Origin of the sequence: Rothia sp. HC945 (genome assembly GCF_051370785.1) — a bacterium.
In the GTDB taxonomy this organism is placed as follows: domain Bacteria; phylum Actinomycetota; class Actinomycetes; order Actinomycetales; family Micrococcaceae; genus Rothia.
The window spans coordinates 63,755-82,188 of record NZ_JBFCSN010000001.1; the positions used below are offsets into that span (position 1 = coordinate 63,755).

An 18,434-nucleotide genomic window follows, 5' to 3' on the forward strand; every position below is an offset into this window, starting at 1 on the left:
CGACCAAATGCCCCAACATCATACCGGGCTCGGAATCGAAATCATGACCGCAGGATCCGCAATTGAACACTCCGGAATGCGAACGGTGATCGGACGTCACAAAGTTTTGGACCGCGGGGTGGTCTACTAAGTTAGTGCAATCACGGAAGCCCGTAAGATACGACATACCACTGAGCTGAAGTGCTCCGATCGTCGAGACAAGTCCGGTGCTCGCAAACCTTTCGCGAGCCGGGGCGGAAACGGTTATCAATGTTCTCCAAGATCCTGGTCGCCAACCGCGGCGAGATCGCCATCCGTGCCTACCGCGCGGCGTACGAGCTGGGCGCCAAAACTGTTGGCGTATTTCCCTACGAGGACCGTCACTCCATTCATCGCCAGCAGGCGGATGAGGCCTACCCGATAGGCGAGGAAGGTCATCCCGTGCGGGCCTACCTCGATGTGGAGGAGATCATTCGTGTGGCCAAAGAAGCCGGGGTCGACGCCATCTATCCCGGTTACGGATTCCTGTCGGAAAACCCCGATCTGGCCAAGGCCGCGGAGCGGGAAGGCATAGCCTTCATCGGACCTCCCGCGGACGTCCTGGACCTCGCTGGAAACAAGGTCGAAGCGCTCAGGGCAGCGAGGCGAGCCGGAATCCCGGTACTGGATTCCACCGAGCCCTCAGCGGACAAGGACAAGCTCATCAAGGAAGCCGACGAAATCGGCGTCCCGATTTTCGTCAAGGCCGTTGCCGGCGGTGGCGGACGAGGCATGCGGCGGGTCAACACTCGTGAGGAGCTTCCGGATGCCCTCGCTGCGGCCATGCGCGAAGCGGAGACCGCATTCGGCGACCCGACGGTCTTCCTGGAACAAGCCGTGCTGCGACCGCGCCACATCGAGGTGCAGATCCTGGCCGACGCCGAGGGGGAGACCGTTCACCTCTTCGAGCGCGATTGCTCGCTCCAGCGCCGTCACCAGAAGGTCGTCGAGATCGCTCCCGCACCCCACCTGGACGAGGAGATCAGGCAGAACCTGTACCGGGACGCCGTCAAATTTGCCAAGGAGCTGGGTTACGTCAACGCGGGAACCGTTGAGTTCCTGGTCGACACGGTCGGCGAACGCGCCGGGCAGCACGTGTTCATCGAGATGAACCCGCGTATCCAGGTCGAGCACACCGTGACCGAAGAGATCACCGACATTGACCTCGTGCAGTCCCAGATGAGGATCGCCGCAGGCCAGAGCCTCGAGGACCTGGGCATCAGCCAGGATTCGTTGCGTGTTCGAGGTGCCGCGCTCCAGTGCCGCATCACCACGGAGGATCCGACCAACGGCTTCCGGCCCGACGTCGGCAAGATCAACGCGTACCGATCAGCCGGTGGCGCGGGGGTGCGCCTGGATGGCGGCACGGTCTACGCGGGCGCCGAAATCTCCCCGCACTTCGACTCGATGCTTTGCAAGGTGACCTGTCGGGGAAAGGACTTCGGTACGGCGGTCCAGCGAGCCCAGCGCGCCTTGGCCGAATTTCGGATTCGAGGCGTCGCCACGAACATCCCGTTCATCGCCGCGGTGCTCGAAGACCCGACCTTCCAAGCGGGCGACGTCTCGACGCCCTTCATCGACGAGCACCCCGAACTGCTGACCAAGAAGCATTCTTCGGACCGCGGGACGAGGGCGCTGACCTACCTGGCGAACGTCACGGTCAATCAGCCCAATGGGCCCAGGATCGAGGGCATCGACCCTCGGACGAAACTGCCGAGGTTCCCCGGTGACAAGGTCGAGGAGCCCTTCCGCAGCCCCTTCGACGGCTCGGACCATGTACCTCCGGCTGGGTGGCGTCAGAAGCTGCTTGACCTCGGTCCCGAAGGATTTGCCCAGGCTCTGCGCGATTACAAGCCCCTTGCGGTCACGGATACGACGTTCCGCGATGCCCACCAGTCCCTGCTCGCGACGCGCATCCGCACCCGTGACCTCTTGGCGGCCGCGCCCGCCGTCGCGCACGTGACGCCGGAACTGTTCTCGATGGAGGCCTGGGGAGGCGCGACGTACGACGTGGCCCTTCGGTTCCTGAGTGAGGATCCGTGGGAGCGACTCCGCCTGCTGCGGGAGGCGATGCCCAATATTCCGATCCAGATGCTGCTGCGCGGCCGGAACACGGTGGGGTACACCCCGTACCCCACCGACGTGACGGACGCTTTCGTCCAGGAAGCGGCCGAAACCGGCGTCGACATCTTCCGGATCTTCGACGCCCTCAACGACGTGTCGCAGATGGAGCCGGCCATCAAGGCCGTCCGCGGCACCGGGACGGCCGTGGCCGAGGTCGCCATGTGCTATACCGGTAATTTGCTGGACCCGGACGAGCAGACCTACACGCTCGACTACTACCTGGATCTGGCGGAAAAGATCGTCGAGGCCGGCGCCCACATCCTCGCGATCAAGGACATGGCCGGGCTTCTCAGGCCAGAGGCCGCTCGTCGTTTGGTTTCCGCCCTGCGCGAGAAATTCCCGACCATCCCGGTCCACTTGCACACCCACGACACCGCGGGAGGCCAGCTGGCGACCTTGTTGGCCGCCTCCGACGCCGGGGTCGACGCGGTCGACGTCGCCTGTGCCGCGCTGGCCGGAACCACGAGCCAGCCATCGGCCTCGGCCCTGGTCGCGGCCATGGCCAATACGGATCGTGACACGGGGATGTCCTTGGACGCGGTCTCCTCCCTCGAACCGTATTGGGAATCCGTGCGATCGATCTATGCACCGTTCGAGAAGGGGCTGACCGCTCCTACGGGTCGTGTCTACCAGCACGAGATTCCAGGCGGCCAGCTGACGAACCTGCGTCAGCAGGCCATCTCCCTTGGTCTGGAAGAGCATTTCGAGGCCATCGAGGACATGTACACGTCGGCGAACCGGATGCTGGGAGACATCGTCAAGGTCACCCCGTCCTCCAAGGTGGTCGGCGACCTGGCACTGCAACTCGTGGGCATGAACGTCGATCCGAAGGAATTCGAGGAGAACCCCGCCAAATTCGACATCCCGGCGTCGGTGATCAGCTTCCTCAACGGCGAGCTCGGAACCCCGCCCGCGGGGTGGCCTGAGCCGTTCCGGTCGAAGGCGCTCGAGGGCCGCAAGGAACAACCGAAGATTACCGAGTTGTCCTCGGAAGACAAGGAGGCGCTCCAGGCAGATTCGGCGACCCGGCGTGCGACACTGAACCGTCTGCTCTTCCCCGGACCCACGGGAGATTTCGAGAAGGCAACCGAAGAATTCGGGGACGTCTCGGTACTGCACACCAGGGACTACCTGTACGGCATGGTGGAGAAGCGCGAGCACGTCATTTCCCTCGGCAAGGGCGTGCGATTGCTCGCGACGCTCCAGGCGATCTCGGAACCGAACGACAAGGGCGTGCGCCAGGTGATGTGCACCCTCAATGGCCAGCAGCGGTCCATTGACGTCCGGGACGAATCCGTGGAGTCCAACGTCAAGGCCGCAGAGAAGGCGGACACGTCGAATCCGGGTCACGTGGCAGCCCCCTTCGCAGGGGCCGTCACCATCACCGTCGCGGAGGGGGACGAGGTCAGCGAAGGCGACCAGGTTGCGACGATCGAAGCGATGAAGATGGAAGCATCGATCACCGCGCCGACATCCGGCAAGGTTTCGCGTGTCATGTTCAACGACATCCGACAGGCTGCCGGTGGAGATCTCGTCATCGTGATCGAGAGCTGAACCAGCGATCGCCCTCGTCCCGCGCCGCCGCGATGCGGTGACGGACTCGGGCAGCGATCGAGATGGCCGCCCCGGGCCCCGGCTCCATGGAATGAAGCCGGGGCCCGGTGCGTTCGCAAGGATGAAAGGCCAAGGGACCTGGTGCTGACGCAGGCCCCGGAGATGACCGCTCGATAGTCGCACGAGAAGGAGCTGACGTGACGGTGACGCATGAGGTACATGACTACGATCTGATCGTGGTGGGGTCCGGGTCGGGCAACAGCCTGATCGACGAAGAATGGAAGGACAAGAAGGTCGCGATCGTCGACGGCGGCGTCTTCGGCGGGACGTGCCTCAACAAGGGATGCATCCCCACGAAGATGTTCGCCTACCCGGCCACGACCGCGGTCCATGGGCTCGACGACGATCGTCTGGGGGTCTCGATGGAGCGCACCGACGTCCGGTGGTGCGAGATCAGGGACCGCATTTTCGGTCGGATCGACGCCATTTCCGAGTCCGGTCTGGAGTATCGAGAAAAACTCCCGAACGTGGATCTTTGGACCGAATTCGTCACCCTGCGCGACCCCCACACCGTAGAAACCGCTTCCGGTCAGCTTCTGCGGGGTCGACAAGTGGTTTTGGCGGCAGGATCACGATCCGTGCTCCCGGACGTCCCTGGAATCGATCTTCCGGGCGTGCACACCTCGGACACGATCATGCGCATCGAGGATCTCCCGCGACGGGTCGTGATCCTCGGCGGCGGATTCATCGCCGCGGAGTTCGCGGGTATTTTTCACGGGCTGGGTACCGAGGCTGTGCAGATCAACCGGTCTCGTCGTCTGTTGCGAGACCACGACGAGGATATCGCCGAGCGGTTTGTGCGTGAAGCCTCGGACCAGTGGGATCTGCGGCTGGACACCACCATCTCCTCGATCGTGCAGGGGAGAGACGGTCTGGAGGTGACCATCGAATCCGGTGGCTCCTCCGAAACGCTCGCGGCCGACGTGGTTCTGGCCGCCACCGGACGGGTCTCCAACGTGGACCGTCTGGACGCCGAGGGCGCAGGGCTGGACGTTCGTGACGGGGTCCTCGCCGTGGACGAGTACCAGCGGGTGCTCGCAGCCGGGGAACCCGTTGACGGCGTGTGGGCCTTGGGAGATGTCAGCTCCGTGACGCAACTGAAGCACTTGGCGAACGCCCAGGAACGCACCGTGCAGCACAATCTGCTGCACCCGGATGACCTGCGCAGCACGGACGAGCGGTATGTTCCGCACGCCGTCTTCACCAACCCCCAGATTGCCTCGGTGGGTATGAGCGAGAGCGACGCCAGGGACCTTGCGGCCGTCCAGGGATTCGACGTGACGGTCAAGGTCCAGGACTTCGGCGACGTCGCCTACGGCTGGGCGATGGAGGACGACCAGGGCTTCGTGAAGCTCGTGGCGAGAAAGGACACGGGGGAGCTCCTCGGGGCCCACATCATCGGCACCGAGGCGTCCCTGCTGATCCAGCCCCTGATCCAGGCCATGAGCTTCGGACTGACCGCCCACGAGATGGCTCGAGGACAGTTCTGGATCCACCCGGCGCTGACGGAGGCGGTCGAGAACGCCCTCCTCGGACTGGAGGTTCCGGGCAACTGAGCAATTCATGAACCGAGTCGGCCGCGCCGGCCAGGGCGGGGTCTACTCGGCTCATCGGGCCTTCGACGGAGCGGTCACCGCACGAGAGCGGTCGTCTCGAGTCAGGAAGGTTTGCCGGCCGCGTAGATGCTCTCCACGACGTCCGAGTAGTCCTTGAGGACCTGTGGCCTGCGGATCTTGAGCGACGGCGTCATGTGCCCGGACTCTTCCGTGAAATCCTGGGCAATGATGCGGAACGCGCGTATCGATTCGGCGCGGGAGACATTTTCGTTCGTCCGGTCGATGACGTTCTGGATCTCATCCTTGACCGCGTCCTTCTCCGCTGCCTGCTCCGGGGTGAGCCCAGGATCGAGACCGAGTCGGGGAAGCTCCCTTTCGAGCGCTTCCGCGTCCAAGGTCACCAGGGCAGAAATGAAAGGTCTCTGATCACCGATGACCAGGCACTGAGAGATCAGCGGCGATTTGCGCAACTCGTCCTCGACCGCTCCCGGAATCACGTTCTTGCCTCCGGCGGTCACGATGATTTCCTTCTTGCGGCCGGTGATCTTGAGCATTCCGCGATCCGTCAGCTCGCCGACATCTCCCGTGCGGAACCAGCCATCCTCGGTGAAACTCTGCCGGTTGGCCTCGGGATTGTTGTAATAGGTATCGATCACTCCGACGCCGCGGCAGAGGACCTCGCCGTCGTCGGCGATCTTGATCCCGATGCCCGGCAACGGGGGACCAACGGTCCCGATCTGAAAGTCCTTGACCGTTCCGACGGAGGCCGGGGCGGTCGTTTCGGTCAGGCCATACCCCTCGAGGATCTTGATGCCGACCGCGTGGAAGAAATGTCCTAGATGCCGCCCGAGGGGGCCGCCCCCGGAGACGGCGTACTGGACCCGTCCGCCCATCGCCGCGCGCAATTGCGAAAAGACCAACCGGTCGACCAGCGCATATTTGGCCTTCAGGATGGGCGAGACCTTGCCTCCGGACATGAGAGCCTCCGACCACGCGACGCCGATCTTCTCGGCCGCGTCGAAGATTCTTCCCTTCAACGATCCGGCGTCGTGGGCCTGAGCGCGGGCTCCGTTGTAGATCTTCTCGAACACACGAGGCACCACGAGGAGGAAGGTCGGGGCGAAACTCTTCAGATCGCTCGTGAGATTCTTCAGGTCCGGGCTGTGGCCTACCACGACCCCGACGTCGATCGACAGCACGTGGATGTACCGAGCGAAGACGTGTGCCAACGGCAGGAACATCAGCGTGGAGTTCTCATCGTTGGCGACCTCCGGAATCGCTTGCCTGGCCGAAGCGCACAGCTTCACGAAATTGGCGTGGGTCAGCACGCACCCCTTCGGTCTGCCGGTGGTTCCGGAGGTGTAAATGATGGTCGCCATGTCCTCGAGCCCGCTCGAGGTTCGTGCGGCCTCGAGAGTCTCATCGTCCACATCTGATCCCAGCGCTCGCAGTGAAGCCAGGGAATCCTTGTCCGAGTCCTTGGCATCGATCTGCCAGACATTCTCGACGTTGAGTTCCTCGTGCTGGGCTGCTCGGCGAACCGCCGCCGCGTGCTGCCGCGATTCCACGATGACGGCCGTGGCCCCAGAGTCCCCGAGATTCCAGGCCACCTGCGATGGGGACGAGGTCTCGTAGACCGGGACCGTCACGGCGCCGGCGTACATGATCGCGAAGTCCGCGACCGCCCACTCGTAGCGCGTGCGGGACATGATTCCGACCCGGTCCTTGGGACGAATGCCCGCAGCGATGAGGCCTTTGGCCAAGGACACGACGTCCTGACGAAAGCGAGCGGCCGTGATCCCTTCCCACTGTCCTTCCGAGCGCTGGATCTTGAACAGGAGCTGATCCATCAGCTCGGGGAATTTGGACTCCAGCAGATCGGTCGTGTTCGTGCGCGGATCGAACTGCTGATAGAGCTCAACCGTGGTTTCCTTCATGACGTCCTTTCTTTCGTTTCGAGAGTGGGGAACGGTGACGAGTCTTGGCCGGGCAGTCGCAGGCCGCACCGCTCCAGGAATGCGAGGGAGCCCCGAAAGATCGTTGGGGCGTCGTGGTCGAGGGTTGCCACGTGGTAGCTCGAGGGCAGCGGAACGAGCTCGGGTTCGGGAACCAGATGCGTCATGAGGTACTCGTGGCTCGCGTCCGAGACCACGTGGTCGACGAGGGACCGGTAAATTTGCACGGGAGCGGTCACCGCGGGCAGGACGCGACGGGTCTCCTTGAACAGTTCGTGCAGCTGGGCGGCGCCTCTCAGGGGCGTCTGAGGATAGGCCCCTTCGGTCACTCCGGGTTTCGCGATGTCGTCACCGACGCCGCGCATTTTCGGAATGGCGTAGGCCAACCAACGGGCCCAGGCCATTCCCTTGACGGGATCGACGACGCCGGGGTTCACCAGCACGACCGCCTCGACGCTGCGCCTGGCCGCGAGGTGGAGCGCCAGCGCCCCTCCCATCGAGAGACCCGCGACCGCTACCTTCTCCGCTCGGGACCGGAGATTCCAATACGCCTCATCGACCGCTTGGGTCCATTCCCTCCAGGTTCTCGTCGACATGTCGTGCGCCGTCGTCCCATGCCCAGGGAGCAACGGCATCTCGACGGCCAAGCCGGCCTCCGCGAAATTCGCCGCGAGCGGGCGGACGCTGTGCGGGGACCCCGTGAAGCCATGGAGAACCAGCACCCCGTCCGGGCCGCCGTCCCATTGGGCTGGTGACACGTCGACGTCGCCGGAATATCCCCGGCCAGCGGGAGCGACGTCGCGCCGTTTCCCGAGGTGATCTGTGATGTGGCCCATAGAATCATTGTGTCACGTCATACAGAATCGACGTGGCAACCGAATCGTGGGCAACATGCTCCGGAGCCGCTAGGCTCTTATACGTCACGCGGCGCAACCATGGCGTGCAGCAGTCACCCGAAAGGAAAACACCTGTGCTCTACATGTTCCTCAAGCGGTTCGTCGTCGGGCCATTGGTCAATGGAGTATTCCGTCCCGAGGCGGAAGGCTTGGAGAACATACCGGATCGCGGGGGCGCCATCCTGGCGTCCAACCATCTCTCCTTCGCGGACTCCGTGTTCTTGCCCGTGGCCGTCGACCGTCAGGTGTACTTCCTGGCCAAGTCGGAATACTTCACCGGTCAGGGGCTGGTCGGACGTGCGACCGCCGCATTCTTCAAGGGAATCAACCAGATTCCCATGGACCGATCCGGCGGGAACAAGTCCGCGAAATCGTTGGGTCAGGCCGCGCAGACTCTTCGTGACGGAAAGCTCTTGGGCATCTATCCGGAAGGCACACGCTCACCCGACGGCCGGCTCTACCGTCCCAAAATCGGCGTCGCCCGGCTCGCGATCCAGACCGGAGTGCCGGTGATTCCTGTGGCCATGGTCAATACCGAGAAGGTCCAGCCGAAGGGGAACAAGATCCCGCGCCGGACCTCACGCGACGGTCGCCGTATTGCCCCCGTCCGCACGATCATCGGGGAGCCCCTGGACTTCTCCCGGTTCGCCGGCCGCGAGGCCGAACATTCCGTTCAGCGTGAGGTCGCGGACGAGATCATTCGGGCCATTCAGGAACTGTCCGGCCAGGAGTACGTGGACCTGTATGCGTCCACGGTCAAGAACGCCATGGAGAAGCAGCGGGTAGCCGATGCCAAGGCCGCCGTGGCCGAGATCCTGGAGAACGCGAAGACGCGGACTCAGGCCTCGGTCGATTCCGCCAAAGCGAGCGTGGAGACCGCCCGGGATCGGATCCAACCCGGCCTCGACTCGGCGCGCGAACGCATCCGCCCCGGTCTCGACCGTGTGGAGGACAAATTCCACGAAGCCAGGATGCGTGTCGAGGACGGCGTGAAGAAGGCCCAGAACCGGCGCACCGGTTCGCACGGCGCGGCGGAGGACGACGCCGGCTCGGCGAAGGAGTAACTCCGGACAACCGCGTGGGCGCCGATGTGGCGCCGGTCGCAGGACGGCCCGATCGCTCGTCTCGATATTCGACACAAATGTTCTGAGTGCGCACGTTTTGACGTGTGTCCGTAAACTGGTCGACATGGCAGAACAGAATCAGAATCCGCTCACCCCGTTCCGGAACCAGCCCGCTCCCGAGGCCAAGAATTATCCGGGACTGGACGAGTGGCGTGAATTGTCTGCCGACCAGCAACCGAACTGGGCTGACCACCCCGATTTCGGCACGGTGGTCTCGGAGCTCGAGTCCGTGCCCCCGCTCGTGTTCGCCGGTGAGGTGGACCAGATGCGGCAGCGTCTGGCGGACGTCGCCGAAGGAAAAGCGTTCTTCCTCACGGGAGGCGATTGCGCGGAAACCTTCCTGGACGCGACGGCCGACAAAATCAGTGCCAGGGTTCGTACACTGCTTCAGATGGCCGTGGTCCTCACCTACGGAGCCTCCATGCCCGTGGTCAAGATGGGGCGCATGGCGGGACAGTTCTCCAAGCCTCGTTCTTCCGACAGCGAGACACGCGGGGACGTCACGTTGCCTTCGTTCCGTGGCGAAATGGTCAATGGCTTCGACTTCACCGAGGAATCGCGACGGCATGATCCGAATCGAATGTTGCGTGGTTACCACACGTCCGCATCGACGCTGAACCTGATTCGGGCCTTCACAACCGGTGGTTTCGCGGATCTTCGCCTTGTTCACGAGTGGAACAAGGGGTTTGTGTCCAACCCCGCCAACGCCCGGTACGAGTCCCTGGCGCGAGAAATCGATCGCGCGATCCGGTTCATGGACGCGTGCGGTGCGGACTTCGAGGCGATCAAGGGGACTGAATTCTACGCGGGCCACGAAGCCCTGCTCCTGGATTACGAGCGTGCGCTGACTCGCATCGATTCGCGGACGCATCTTCCGTACGGGACGAGCGGTCACTTCCTGTGGGTCGGGGAGCGAACCCGCAACCTGGAAGATGCCCACGTGAATTTCCTGTCCAAGGTCCACAACCCGGTCGGCGTCAAGCTCGGCCCGAATACGGACGTCGACGACGTCCTCCGACTCATCGATACCCTGGACCCCGAGCGTCGTCCGGGGCGCCTGACCTTCATCACCCGCATGGGTGCGTCGAAGATCCGCGAGAGCCTGCCCCGAATCGTCGAGGGCGTCCGGGACTCCGGGGCGAAGGTCGTCTGGGTTACCGACCCCATGCACGGCAACACGATCTCAGTGCCTTCGGGATACAAGACCCGACGTTTCAACGACGTGGTGGATGAGGTTCGCGGATTCTTCGAGGTCCACGAAGCCCTCGGCACCGTTCCTGGCGGAATCCACGTGGAAATGACAGGTGACGACGTGGCCGAGTGCCTCGGCGGATCGGATGCCGTGGACGAAACCGCTTTCGCCGACCACTATGAAACGCTGTGCGATCCCAGGCTGAACCACATGCAGTCCCTCGAGGTCGCTTTCCTGGTCGCCGAGTACCTCTCGAAGCGGTAGCTTCGTCGCGGCCGACGTCGCCCGGCCATGGTGCCTGCTGGGCCCGTCCGCCTGGTGCGTGAGCTAGGCGGGCGGAGCCTGAACGGCGAAGGTCGCGGCCCCTACGGACGGGTCGGCGGAGCCCTGGGCCAGAAAAGTCACGCCGGCCAACCAGCCAAGGTAAGCGACCATGCACGCCGCCAGGACGAAGATGAGCAACCACACCCAGGCCCGATACGGCTCGGTCGAGCCGAGGACATGAGTCGGTACCGCGGGATCCTGATGTGCGCTGGGTTCTGATCCGGAAGCCACGGACCCTTCCGCGTGCGCGGATGACCGTTCAGCCGACTCATCGGCCACGGCTCCCTCGGGCAGCACACGGGTGGCGTCGTCCAGAGACCTCCGTGCATGAACGCTCGTGGTGTCAGGGCCTGAGGGCTCGTCGGCGTCCTCAGCCGTCCGTGCCCCGTCCTTCTGCGTCGCGGAGGGTGCTTCGTGCACGCTCTGGGAAGAGCCCGGGGGACCGCCGTGAGCGAAGGGCGCCAATTGCATGGCGTTCGTGTGGCTCGCGGTCTCCAAGCCGCTGAAGAGGTCGGAAGCGTCGTCTCGATAGCCGGGTGGCCTTCGATCCAGCGCCTCCTCCGAGAACCGTTGAAGGAGATGCTCGAGCTCGCCCTGGAGTGCGTCCGCATCCTGAGGCCTCGCCTCCGGGTCCTTGGCACAGCACCAGGCGATGATCTCCGCGATCTCGGGGTCGACGTCGGGGAACCTCTGGCGCAGGTCGGGCATGGGGTCGTCCACGTGAGCCATGGATACGGCGTAGGGCGAGTCGCCGCGGAAGGGCGGGACGCCGGTGAGCATCTCGTAGAGGATGATTCCCACGGAGTAAATGTCCGCAGGCTTGCCCGCGGGATGCCGCCGCACGAGTTCGGGGGCAATGTAATTGGCCGATCCCACCAGGCTCAAGGTGGCCGATTCGGCTTGGACGTGGCGTGTCAGGCCGAAGTCCGTGACCTTGACCGAGCCCTCCGGGGAGGTGAGCACGTTTTCGGGCTTGACGTCCCTGTGCACGAGACCCGTCCGGTGCGCCGCGGCAAGTCCCTGGCTGAGAGGCCTCAGAACCCGAAGCGCTTCCCGAACGGTCATCGGAGACCGACGTTTGATCAGGTCGCGCAGCGTGGCACCGTCCACGAGTTCCATGACGAGATAGACCACCGGATCGGACGCGGATTCGTCCACGCCCTGGTCCCACACGGAGACGACGTGTGGATCCGAGATGGCCGCCGCGGCCTGGGCCTCACGGACGAATCGTTCCCGCGTGTCCGGCGCCGCGCCCACAGATTCCTTGAGCACCTTGATCGCCACGGGGCGGGCGAGGCGGGTGTCCTGGGCGCGGTAGACGACTCCCATCCCGCCGCGCGCGATGAGGTCGCCGAGGAGATATCTGCCCTCGAGTCTCCGGCCGGTCAAAGGCCCCGGTGCAGTCCTTTTCATTGAACCGATTCTAGGGGATCGCCGAGGGATGAGGAGCGAAGGGCCTGACTGGTTTAGCCTGGAGACGTGAATTCCAACGAAAACATTGCCGAGCTGTTCGACCTCGTGGGGGAATGGACGACCATCCCCGAGATCGCCGAGACCCTGGACGTCAAGGTCACACGAGTCCACACCCTGATCACCGAAGGGCAGTTGATCGCCGTCCGAGACCAGGAGGGAGTTCGCCGGGTGCCCGCGTTATTCATGCGCGAAGACGGCGTCCTGGATTCCCTCAAGGGGACCCTGACCGTGCTGAAGGATTCGGGTTTCGACGACGAAGAAACGATCCGGTGGCTGTACACGGAGGACGAGTCCCTGCCCGGACGGCCCATCGATGCATTGCACGCAGGAAAGAAGACCGAGATTCGACGGAGGGCACAGGCCCTGGCCTGGTGATCCGCTCGACCGCCGCAGTCCCTCCGGTTCCTCGCCCGAAGGACTGCGGCGGGTCTACGAGGAGCGGTGCAAGGCCCTGGAGGCCACATCCTCCAGAGCTCCAATGATTGACGGGTCCGAGTCGATCTTCCGCAAGGCGGCCTGCACCTGCCTCTCTGTGGTCCGGATGATGCTCTCCGCCTCGGCCAGGGCTCCGGTGTCTCGGATGATGTCCACCATTGCCTCCACTGTTTGATCGTCCATATCGGGTTGACCCAGGTGGTTTTCCAAGAACATCGCCTGCTCTTCCGTGGCGGTTCTTTCTGCGAGAGCGATGAGTACGGTGCGTTTGCCCTCACGCAGGTCGTCACCCGCTGGCTTCCCGGTGACTTCTGGTTCCCCGAAAACGCCGAGGACGTCGTCCCGAAGCTGGAATGCTTCCCCCAGGGGGAGCCCAAAGTCCGAGAGGCTCTTCAGGAGCGACTCGTCGGCACCGGCCAGAGCGGCTCCGAGGCTCAGGGGATGTTCGCAGGAATACTTGGCCGATTTGTACCGAATCACCGTGGACGCCCGATGGATGGCTTCCTCCGGGTCTTCCGTCCCCATGACCTCGGAAAGACCGTCGAGGTACTGGCCGGCCATGACTTCGGTCCGCATGATGTCGAATATGCGACGGGCGCGACCGATGGAGGCCTGCTGGCTGCCGATTGACGCGAAAACCGCCTCGGAGAACGACAGGCAGAGGTCCCCAGCGACGATCCCGCCCATCACTCCGAATTCCTCCCCATTGAGGGACCAGCCCTCGTCCCGATGCATCGCTTCGAAGGCGCGGTGTACTGAAGGACGCCCGCGACGGGTGTCCGAGTGGTCGATAATGTCGTCGTGAATCAGGGCAGCCGACTGGAAGAGCTCGATGGCCGCCCCGGCACGGACGATCTCAGAGGCTCGGGCGGATCCTCCCGCGGCCCGCCATCCCCAGTACGCGAGAAGCGCTCTCATACGTTTGCCGCCGGAACACAGGGTCTCGATGTGATCCACCAGCGGCATGGCCTCTGGTGAGATTTCGAGCATCACCAGGCGCTGCCTGGTCAGAAAATCCGTGATGGCTTCGTCGACCAATTCGACGTACCGCTTCTCAGCCTCTGCCCTGTCCGCATTCGAGGCGTTCGAGGGAGGGGTCGTGGATGCGTGAGGCTTCGGTCCGGAATCATTCACGGTAGCGGTTCCTGACTTCCTGTATGCGATGCGAGCAGGAATAGTAGGGGTGGAGAGCACGTTCCACTTTACTGGTCGGATGTGCGATTGGAGGAGCCGTGCCAGAACAGAAGGAGGCTTCCCGGGATCGCGTCATCATGCACGTGGACATGGACGCGTTCTTCGTGGGCGTGGAGCTGCTGACCCGGCCCGAACTCGTGGGGCGACAGGTCGTCGTCGCCGGTTCCGGGCCGAGATCCGTGGTGCTTTCCGCGTCCTATGAAGCACGGGCCCTCGGCGTCGGGTCCGCCATGCCCACGGCGAAGGCTCGACAACTGGCCCCTCACGCGGTGTACATCGAACCGTCCCACGGGCAGTACCGCGCGTATTCGGAAAAGGTCATGGAGATCCTCGGGTCCGTGACGGATCGGCTCGAACAAGTCAGCGTTGACGAGGCCTTTCTGGACGTCACCGGAGCAATTCGACGGCTGGGGCCTCCGGTGGGGATCGCACGGGACATCCGCCGCAGGATCAACGAAGAAACCGGGCTGGTGGCTTCGATCGGCATTTCGAGCAACAAGTTTCTGGCGAAGATGGCCTCGACCGGGTCCAAACCGGATGGCCTGTGGGTGGTGCCCGGGTCCATGGCCGAACAGTTCCTCGCCCCGTTGCCGGTTCGCAAGCTCTGGGGCGTTGGGGAAAAAACGGCACGGGTCCTCCACGACGCCGGGTTCGACACGGTCGGGGCGGTGCAGGAGGCCCCGTACTCCTTGCTCCAGCGGCGCCTGGGCAAAGCTGCAGGCGCCCATTTGTACGAACTGTGCCGGGGAATCGACGACCGCCCCGTGGTCACTGAGCGCGTTGAGAAGTCCATGGGCGCGGAACACACCTTCAGCTACGACACCGACGACGTGCGTGAGATCAAGTCTGCGATGCTCCAACTCAGCCACGATGTGGCCAGAAGAATCAGGGCCGCGGAGAGACGTGCCTATGGTGTTGCCATCAAGGTCCGCGACGAAGACTTCCACACGGTGAGTCGGGCACGAGCTCTCGAGCAGGGGGCCACCACGGGACGTGATGTCTACGAGGCTGCCGCAAGACTCTTCGACGACCTCGGGCCGCTTCCGCGCAGGATCCGGTTGGTCGGGGTCAGAGCGGAAAAGTTCGATGCCCACGACGCCGGGCGGCAGTTGTCGCTGTGGGATCAAGGGGCGGAGGATACGTTCGTGCACGAAGCAGAGTGGGGGCAGGCCGAATCCACCATGGACCTGATCTGGGCGAAATTCGGTCCCAGCGGTCTTCGTCCTGCGACCCTTTTGGAAGGCAGCATTTCCCCTCGCTACGAGAGGAAACAGGAAAAAGCGGAGGGGACCCGGACCGGTGATGGACCGGAGAGCGAGGAATGGCCGTCTCGGCAGTGAAATTGTGCGCGAGAAGCACTATTCTTAATGGACGGATGGAACACGGTGGTCCCCACCGTATTGACATCCCCCATCCCGGGAAGAGGAGATGACCATGCCACTGTCCGAACACGAGCAGAAGCTTCTCGAACAGCTGGAGCAGCAGCTGAACGCGGAGGATCCCAAATTCGCTCGATCGATGGATTCCGAAGGCTCGTCGTCGCGGGCTTCGGGCGGAGTGTCCGTGCGTTATCTGGTGCTCGGCATCGTCGTCGCGATCGTGGGCCTGGCCGTTGTCTTGGCCGGGGTAGCCACCAAACTCATCGTCCTGGGGGTCGTCGGATTCCTGCTGATGGGACTCGGCGTCTACATGGCCACGAGCAAGGGATCCTCCCGCAAGGGGAAGGGAAGGGCGAAGAGCCGCGGAGACCGCCCCACTTCTCCCCAGAACCAATCCACTCTGATGCAGAAACTTGAGAAAAAATGGGAGGAGCGCGGAGGACTGAGCTAAGTCCTCCACATTCCGCCCCACTTTCCTCCACGCGGGCGAAGGGCCGATACCTGGAAACGGTATCGGCCCTTTTTCGTGCCCACATCGGCCGCAATCCGCGGCGGTTCGAAGCGCGGTCAAATTTTCCTCCACCACGCCCCACCCCCGGGAACACGCGGCATTTTGGGGCTGATCTGCGGAAAGAGGGAATGAATGGGGGCGAAGGTGTTGCGTGTGGAGGGAAGTGGAGTAAAGTGGGGCAAGCAGGGGAGGCAAGGGTGGTTCCTTATCTTCCCTCGCATCCGAAACGGCGGATGCACGGAATGTGACCAGGGGAGGCGGTGGCGAGATGTTCCTCGGAACGTATTCGCCCCGTCTCGATGACAAAGGGCGACTGATCCTCCCCGCCAAATTCCGGGATGAGCTCTCGGAGGGTTTGGTTTTGACCAGGGGGCAGGAAAGGTGCTTGTACGTCTTCAGCGAGGCGGAATTCGAGCGGGTGCACGAACAGATGCGCCAGGCGCCGATTTCGTCGAAGCAGGCCCGAGATTACATTCGCGTGTTCCTCTCCGGCGCTTCGGATGAAGTCCCCGACAAGCAGGGGCGGGTCACCATCCCGCCGTCGCTTCGGGGGTATGCAGGACTTGAGAAAGAGCTCGCCGTGATTGGCGCCGGAACCCGGGCCGAGATTTGGGACGCTCAGGCTTGGGACGAGTACCTGCAGGAGAAGGAATCGGAATTCTCCGCGACCGACGAAGAAGTCATTCCCGGTCTGATGTGACCTCTGGTATGTGGTCTCCAGCCGGCAGTTCGGAATCGTCCTGGCTCAACTTCCCCTGAGCCAGGCCGAATGAGGGCCGAACTTGTTTGGATGGGGATCAGGTATCAGAGCTCTGCATCGCCGTGGGATGTCACGCAGCGAAAGCCAACGACCGGGCGTTGGCCGGACCATGGAACGGAGGCCCTGGGTGCACGCAGAGACCTCAGCCAATATGCGCCCGGCCCATGAGCGCCATGTGCCGGTTCTGCTCGAACGTTGCATCGGCCTTCTGGAACCCGCGCTGCAAGGATCTTCCCCGATCGTCGTCGATGCGACGTTGGGTATGGGCGGGCACACCGAGAATCTCCTGGATAGGTTCCCGCGACTCACCGTGATTGGAATCGACCGTGATCCACAGGCGCATGCGCTTGCGGCCCAGCGCCTGAAGCGATTCGGCAATCGGTTCGTGCCGGTCCAGGCCGTCTACGACGAGATCTCGGAAGTATTGTCCTCGCGCGGAATACCCAGCGTCGACGGAGTCCTCTTCGATCTGGGCGTCTCCTCCTTGCAATTGGACGAGAAGGAGAGGGGCTTCGCGTATTCATACGACGCACCCTTGGACATGCGCATGAATTCGAGTGATGCGCTGACCGCTGAAATCATCGTTAACGAATATGACGAAAACGACCTCCGACGCATCCTGAGGAACTGGGGCGAGGAGAAATTTGCCGGTCGAATTGCCAAAGCTCTGGTTGAGGTTCGCCAAGAACACCGAATTACGACGACCGATGAACTGGTCAGCATCCTCCGAAAGGCGATTCCGGCGGCGGCGCAACGCAATTCGGGGCATCCCGCCAAGCGTACTTTCCAGGCCCTGCGCATTGAAGTTAATGGTGAGCTTGAGACTCTCGAACGGGCCGTTCCCGATGCACTGAATTCTCTCAGTATTGGCGGCCGTGTCGTAGCGGTGAGCTATCACTCACTTGAGGACAAAATTGTGAAGCGAGCTGTGGCGGCGTTGGCCGTATCCAAGGCTCCCAAAGGTTTTCCGGTTGAGTTGGAAGAGCATCAGCCCGAAGTCAAGGTCTTGACACGGGGCGCCGAAGGTCCAACCGACCAAGAAATTGACAGCAACCCGCGTGCGGCATCCGCGAAACTGCGTGCCGCCGAACGTATCCGTGAATCAAGGACGGCAGCATGAGTGCAGAACCGCAGTACACAGACTCGGAAACCGAGAACGGTGTACCCGCCGCCCTCCATTTGAGCGCGGTCAAGGAGCGACGCAACCTTCGCGTCGTCGGCGACGCCGAGATTCAGGATGAGCAGCATGAGCTCGCCGAGGCCGCGGAACCCCGCCGCCGCAAGCCGCTGGCCGTGCAGCCGGTCGCTCGTCGGCGTCGTCGGCTGTCCATGGTGGTCGCGACCATCCTGGGTGTTTGCGTCACGCTGGGCGTGGTGCTGTTGCTGAACATCTCGATGTCGTCCAATCAGTACGACCTGGTGCAGCTTCGGGACCAGGAGCGCAGCCTCTCCGAGGAAAACCAGAAGATCAGCCAGGAGAACGAGTACCACCAGGCTCCGCAGAACCTGGCCATCAGGGCCTCGCAGCTCGGAATGGTCTCCGCGTCTGACCAGGCTCAGTTGGACCTGAAGAACTCGACCGTCTCCGGGACGCCGACTCCCGCCGAGAAGGCGCCGTCGGATCCGGAGGAGGCCAAGAAGAACGGCCAGACCAACCTCATCGATCCGCCCAAGGGCAGCGACACGGATGCTGCCAAGGATGCCGAGAAGCAGAAGAAGCAGGCCGAAGAGGACCAGAAGAAGCAGCAGGACAAGGACAAGAAGGACTCCGATTCCGAGAAGGACGAAGGATCCTCCAACTCCGACCAGCAAGCGAACAACGGTGGAGACCAGGGCGGCAACGGCCAGAACGCGAACCACGGCAACGGCTGACCCACGA

Annotated in this window: 14 protein-coding genes; 10 read left to right on the forward strand and 4 right to left on the reverse strand. The window is 63.4% G+C overall.

The window, feature by feature from the left end; translation table 11 throughout:
• Positions 1 to 249 precede the first annotated feature (249 nt).
• Entirely contained in the window at positions 250 to 3,696 is a 3,447-nt protein-coding gene (locus tag AB0Y14_RS00295; RefSeq protein WP_436587314.1) for a pyruvate carboxylase, read from the forward strand.
• Positions 3,697 to 3,893: 197 nt separating this feature from the next.
• Positions 3,894 to 5,312 (forward strand): mycothione reductase, encoded by a 1,419-nt coding sequence (locus tag AB0Y14_RS00300; RefSeq protein WP_436587315.1) that lies wholly within the window; start codon positions 3,894 to 3,896, stop codon positions 5,310 to 5,312.
• A 101-nt stretch (positions 5,313 to 5,413) separates the two neighbouring features.
• On the opposite strand, the gene AB0Y14_RS00305 is transcribed toward AB0Y14_RS00300, so the two are convergent.
• Together AB0Y14_RS00305 and AB0Y14_RS00310 are read right to left on the reverse strand one after the other, a co-directional pair.
• Positions 5,414 to 7,249, reverse strand: a complete 1,836-nt coding sequence (locus AB0Y14_RS00305; RefSeq protein WP_436587316.1) for an AMP-dependent synthetase/ligase — start codon at positions 7,247 to 7,249, stop codon at positions 5,414 to 5,416.
• On the reverse strand, positions 7,246 to 8,103 hold the full coding sequence (locus tag AB0Y14_RS00310) for an alpha/beta hydrolase (protein WP_436587317.1): 858 nt from the start codon (positions 8,101 to 8,103) through the stop codon (positions 7,246 to 7,248). The genes AB0Y14_RS00305 and AB0Y14_RS00310 overlap by 4 nt, the downstream gene beginning before the upstream one ends.
• A 143-nt stretch (positions 8,104 to 8,246) precedes the next feature.
• On the opposite strand from AB0Y14_RS00310, the gene AB0Y14_RS00315 reads away from it, so the two are divergent.
• Entirely contained in the window at positions 8,247 to 9,227 is a 981-nt protein-coding gene (locus AB0Y14_RS00315) for a 1-acyl-sn-glycerol-3-phosphate acyltransferase (RefSeq protein ID WP_436588781.1), read from the forward strand.
• Between the two features lie 124 nt (positions 9,228 to 9,351).
• Positions 9,352 to 10,743 (forward strand): class II 3-deoxy-7-phosphoheptulonate synthase, encoded by a 1,392-nt coding sequence (locus tag AB0Y14_RS00320; RefSeq protein WP_436587318.1) that lies wholly within the window; start codon positions 9,352 to 9,354, stop codon positions 10,741 to 10,743.
• A 63-nt stretch (positions 10,744 to 10,806) separates the two neighbouring features.
• Here the strand turns inward: AB0Y14_RS00320 and AB0Y14_RS00325 are convergent, their stop codons facing one another.
• The gene (locus AB0Y14_RS00325) at positions 10,807 to 12,216 is read right to left on the reverse strand and encodes a protein kinase domain-containing protein (RefSeq protein ID WP_436587319.1); all 1,410 of its coding nucleotides are present in this window, start codon (positions 12,214 to 12,216) and stop codon (positions 10,807 to 10,809) included.
• 66 nt (positions 12,217 to 12,282) lie between these two features.
• Here AB0Y14_RS00325 and AB0Y14_RS00330 point away from each other — a divergent pair, with 66 nt between their 5' ends.
• Positions 12,283 to 12,651 (forward strand): Rv2175c family DNA-binding protein, encoded by a 369-nt coding sequence (locus tag AB0Y14_RS00330; protein WP_436587320.1) that lies wholly within the window; start codon positions 12,283 to 12,285, stop codon positions 12,649 to 12,651.
• Between the two features lie 54 nt (positions 12,652 to 12,705).
• Here AB0Y14_RS00330 and AB0Y14_RS00335 read toward each other — a convergent pair whose 3' ends face one another.
• Positions 12,706 to 13,845 (reverse strand): polyprenyl synthetase family protein, encoded by a 1,140-nt coding sequence (locus AB0Y14_RS00335; RefSeq protein ID WP_436587321.1) that lies wholly within the window; start codon positions 13,843 to 13,845, stop codon positions 12,706 to 12,708.
• Positions 13,846 to 13,943: 98 nt separating this feature from the next.
• On the opposite strand from AB0Y14_RS00335, the gene dinB reads away from it, so the two are divergent.
• The 5 genes from dinB (at position 13,944) to AB0Y14_RS00360 (ending at position 18,427) form a co-directional block, all read left to right on the forward strand.
• Complete coding sequence (gene dinB / locus AB0Y14_RS00340; protein ID WP_436587322.1) at positions 13,944 to 15,245, forward strand: DNA polymerase IV; 1,302 nt, start codon at positions 13,944 to 13,946, stop codon at positions 15,243 to 15,245.
• Between the two features lie 94 nt (positions 15,246 to 15,339).
• Positions 15,340 to 15,735, forward strand: coding sequence for a DUF3040 domain-containing protein (locus AB0Y14_RS00345; RefSeq protein WP_436587323.1), 396 nt, complete (start codon positions 15,340 to 15,342; stop codon positions 15,733 to 15,735).
• 328 nt (positions 15,736 to 16,063) lie between these two features.
• A complete protein-coding gene (gene mraZ, locus AB0Y14_RS00350) occupies positions 16,064 to 16,495 on the forward strand; it encodes a division/cell wall cluster transcriptional repressor MraZ (protein WP_129315338.1) in 432 nt (143 codons plus the stop codon).
• Between the two features lie 169 nt (positions 16,496 to 16,664).
• Positions 16,665 to 17,675, forward strand: coding sequence for a 16S rRNA (cytosine(1402)-N(4))-methyltransferase RsmH (rsmH, locus tag AB0Y14_RS00355; protein WP_436588782.1), 1,011 nt, complete (start codon positions 16,665 to 16,667; stop codon positions 17,673 to 17,675).
• The gene (locus AB0Y14_RS00360; protein ID WP_436587324.1) at positions 17,672 to 18,427 is read left to right on the forward strand and encodes a hypothetical protein; all 756 of its coding nucleotides are present in this window, start codon (positions 17,672 to 17,674) and stop codon (positions 18,425 to 18,427) included. The genes rsmH and AB0Y14_RS00360 overlap by 4 nt, the downstream gene beginning before the upstream one ends.
• Positions 18,428 to 18,434 lie beyond the last annotated feature (7 nt).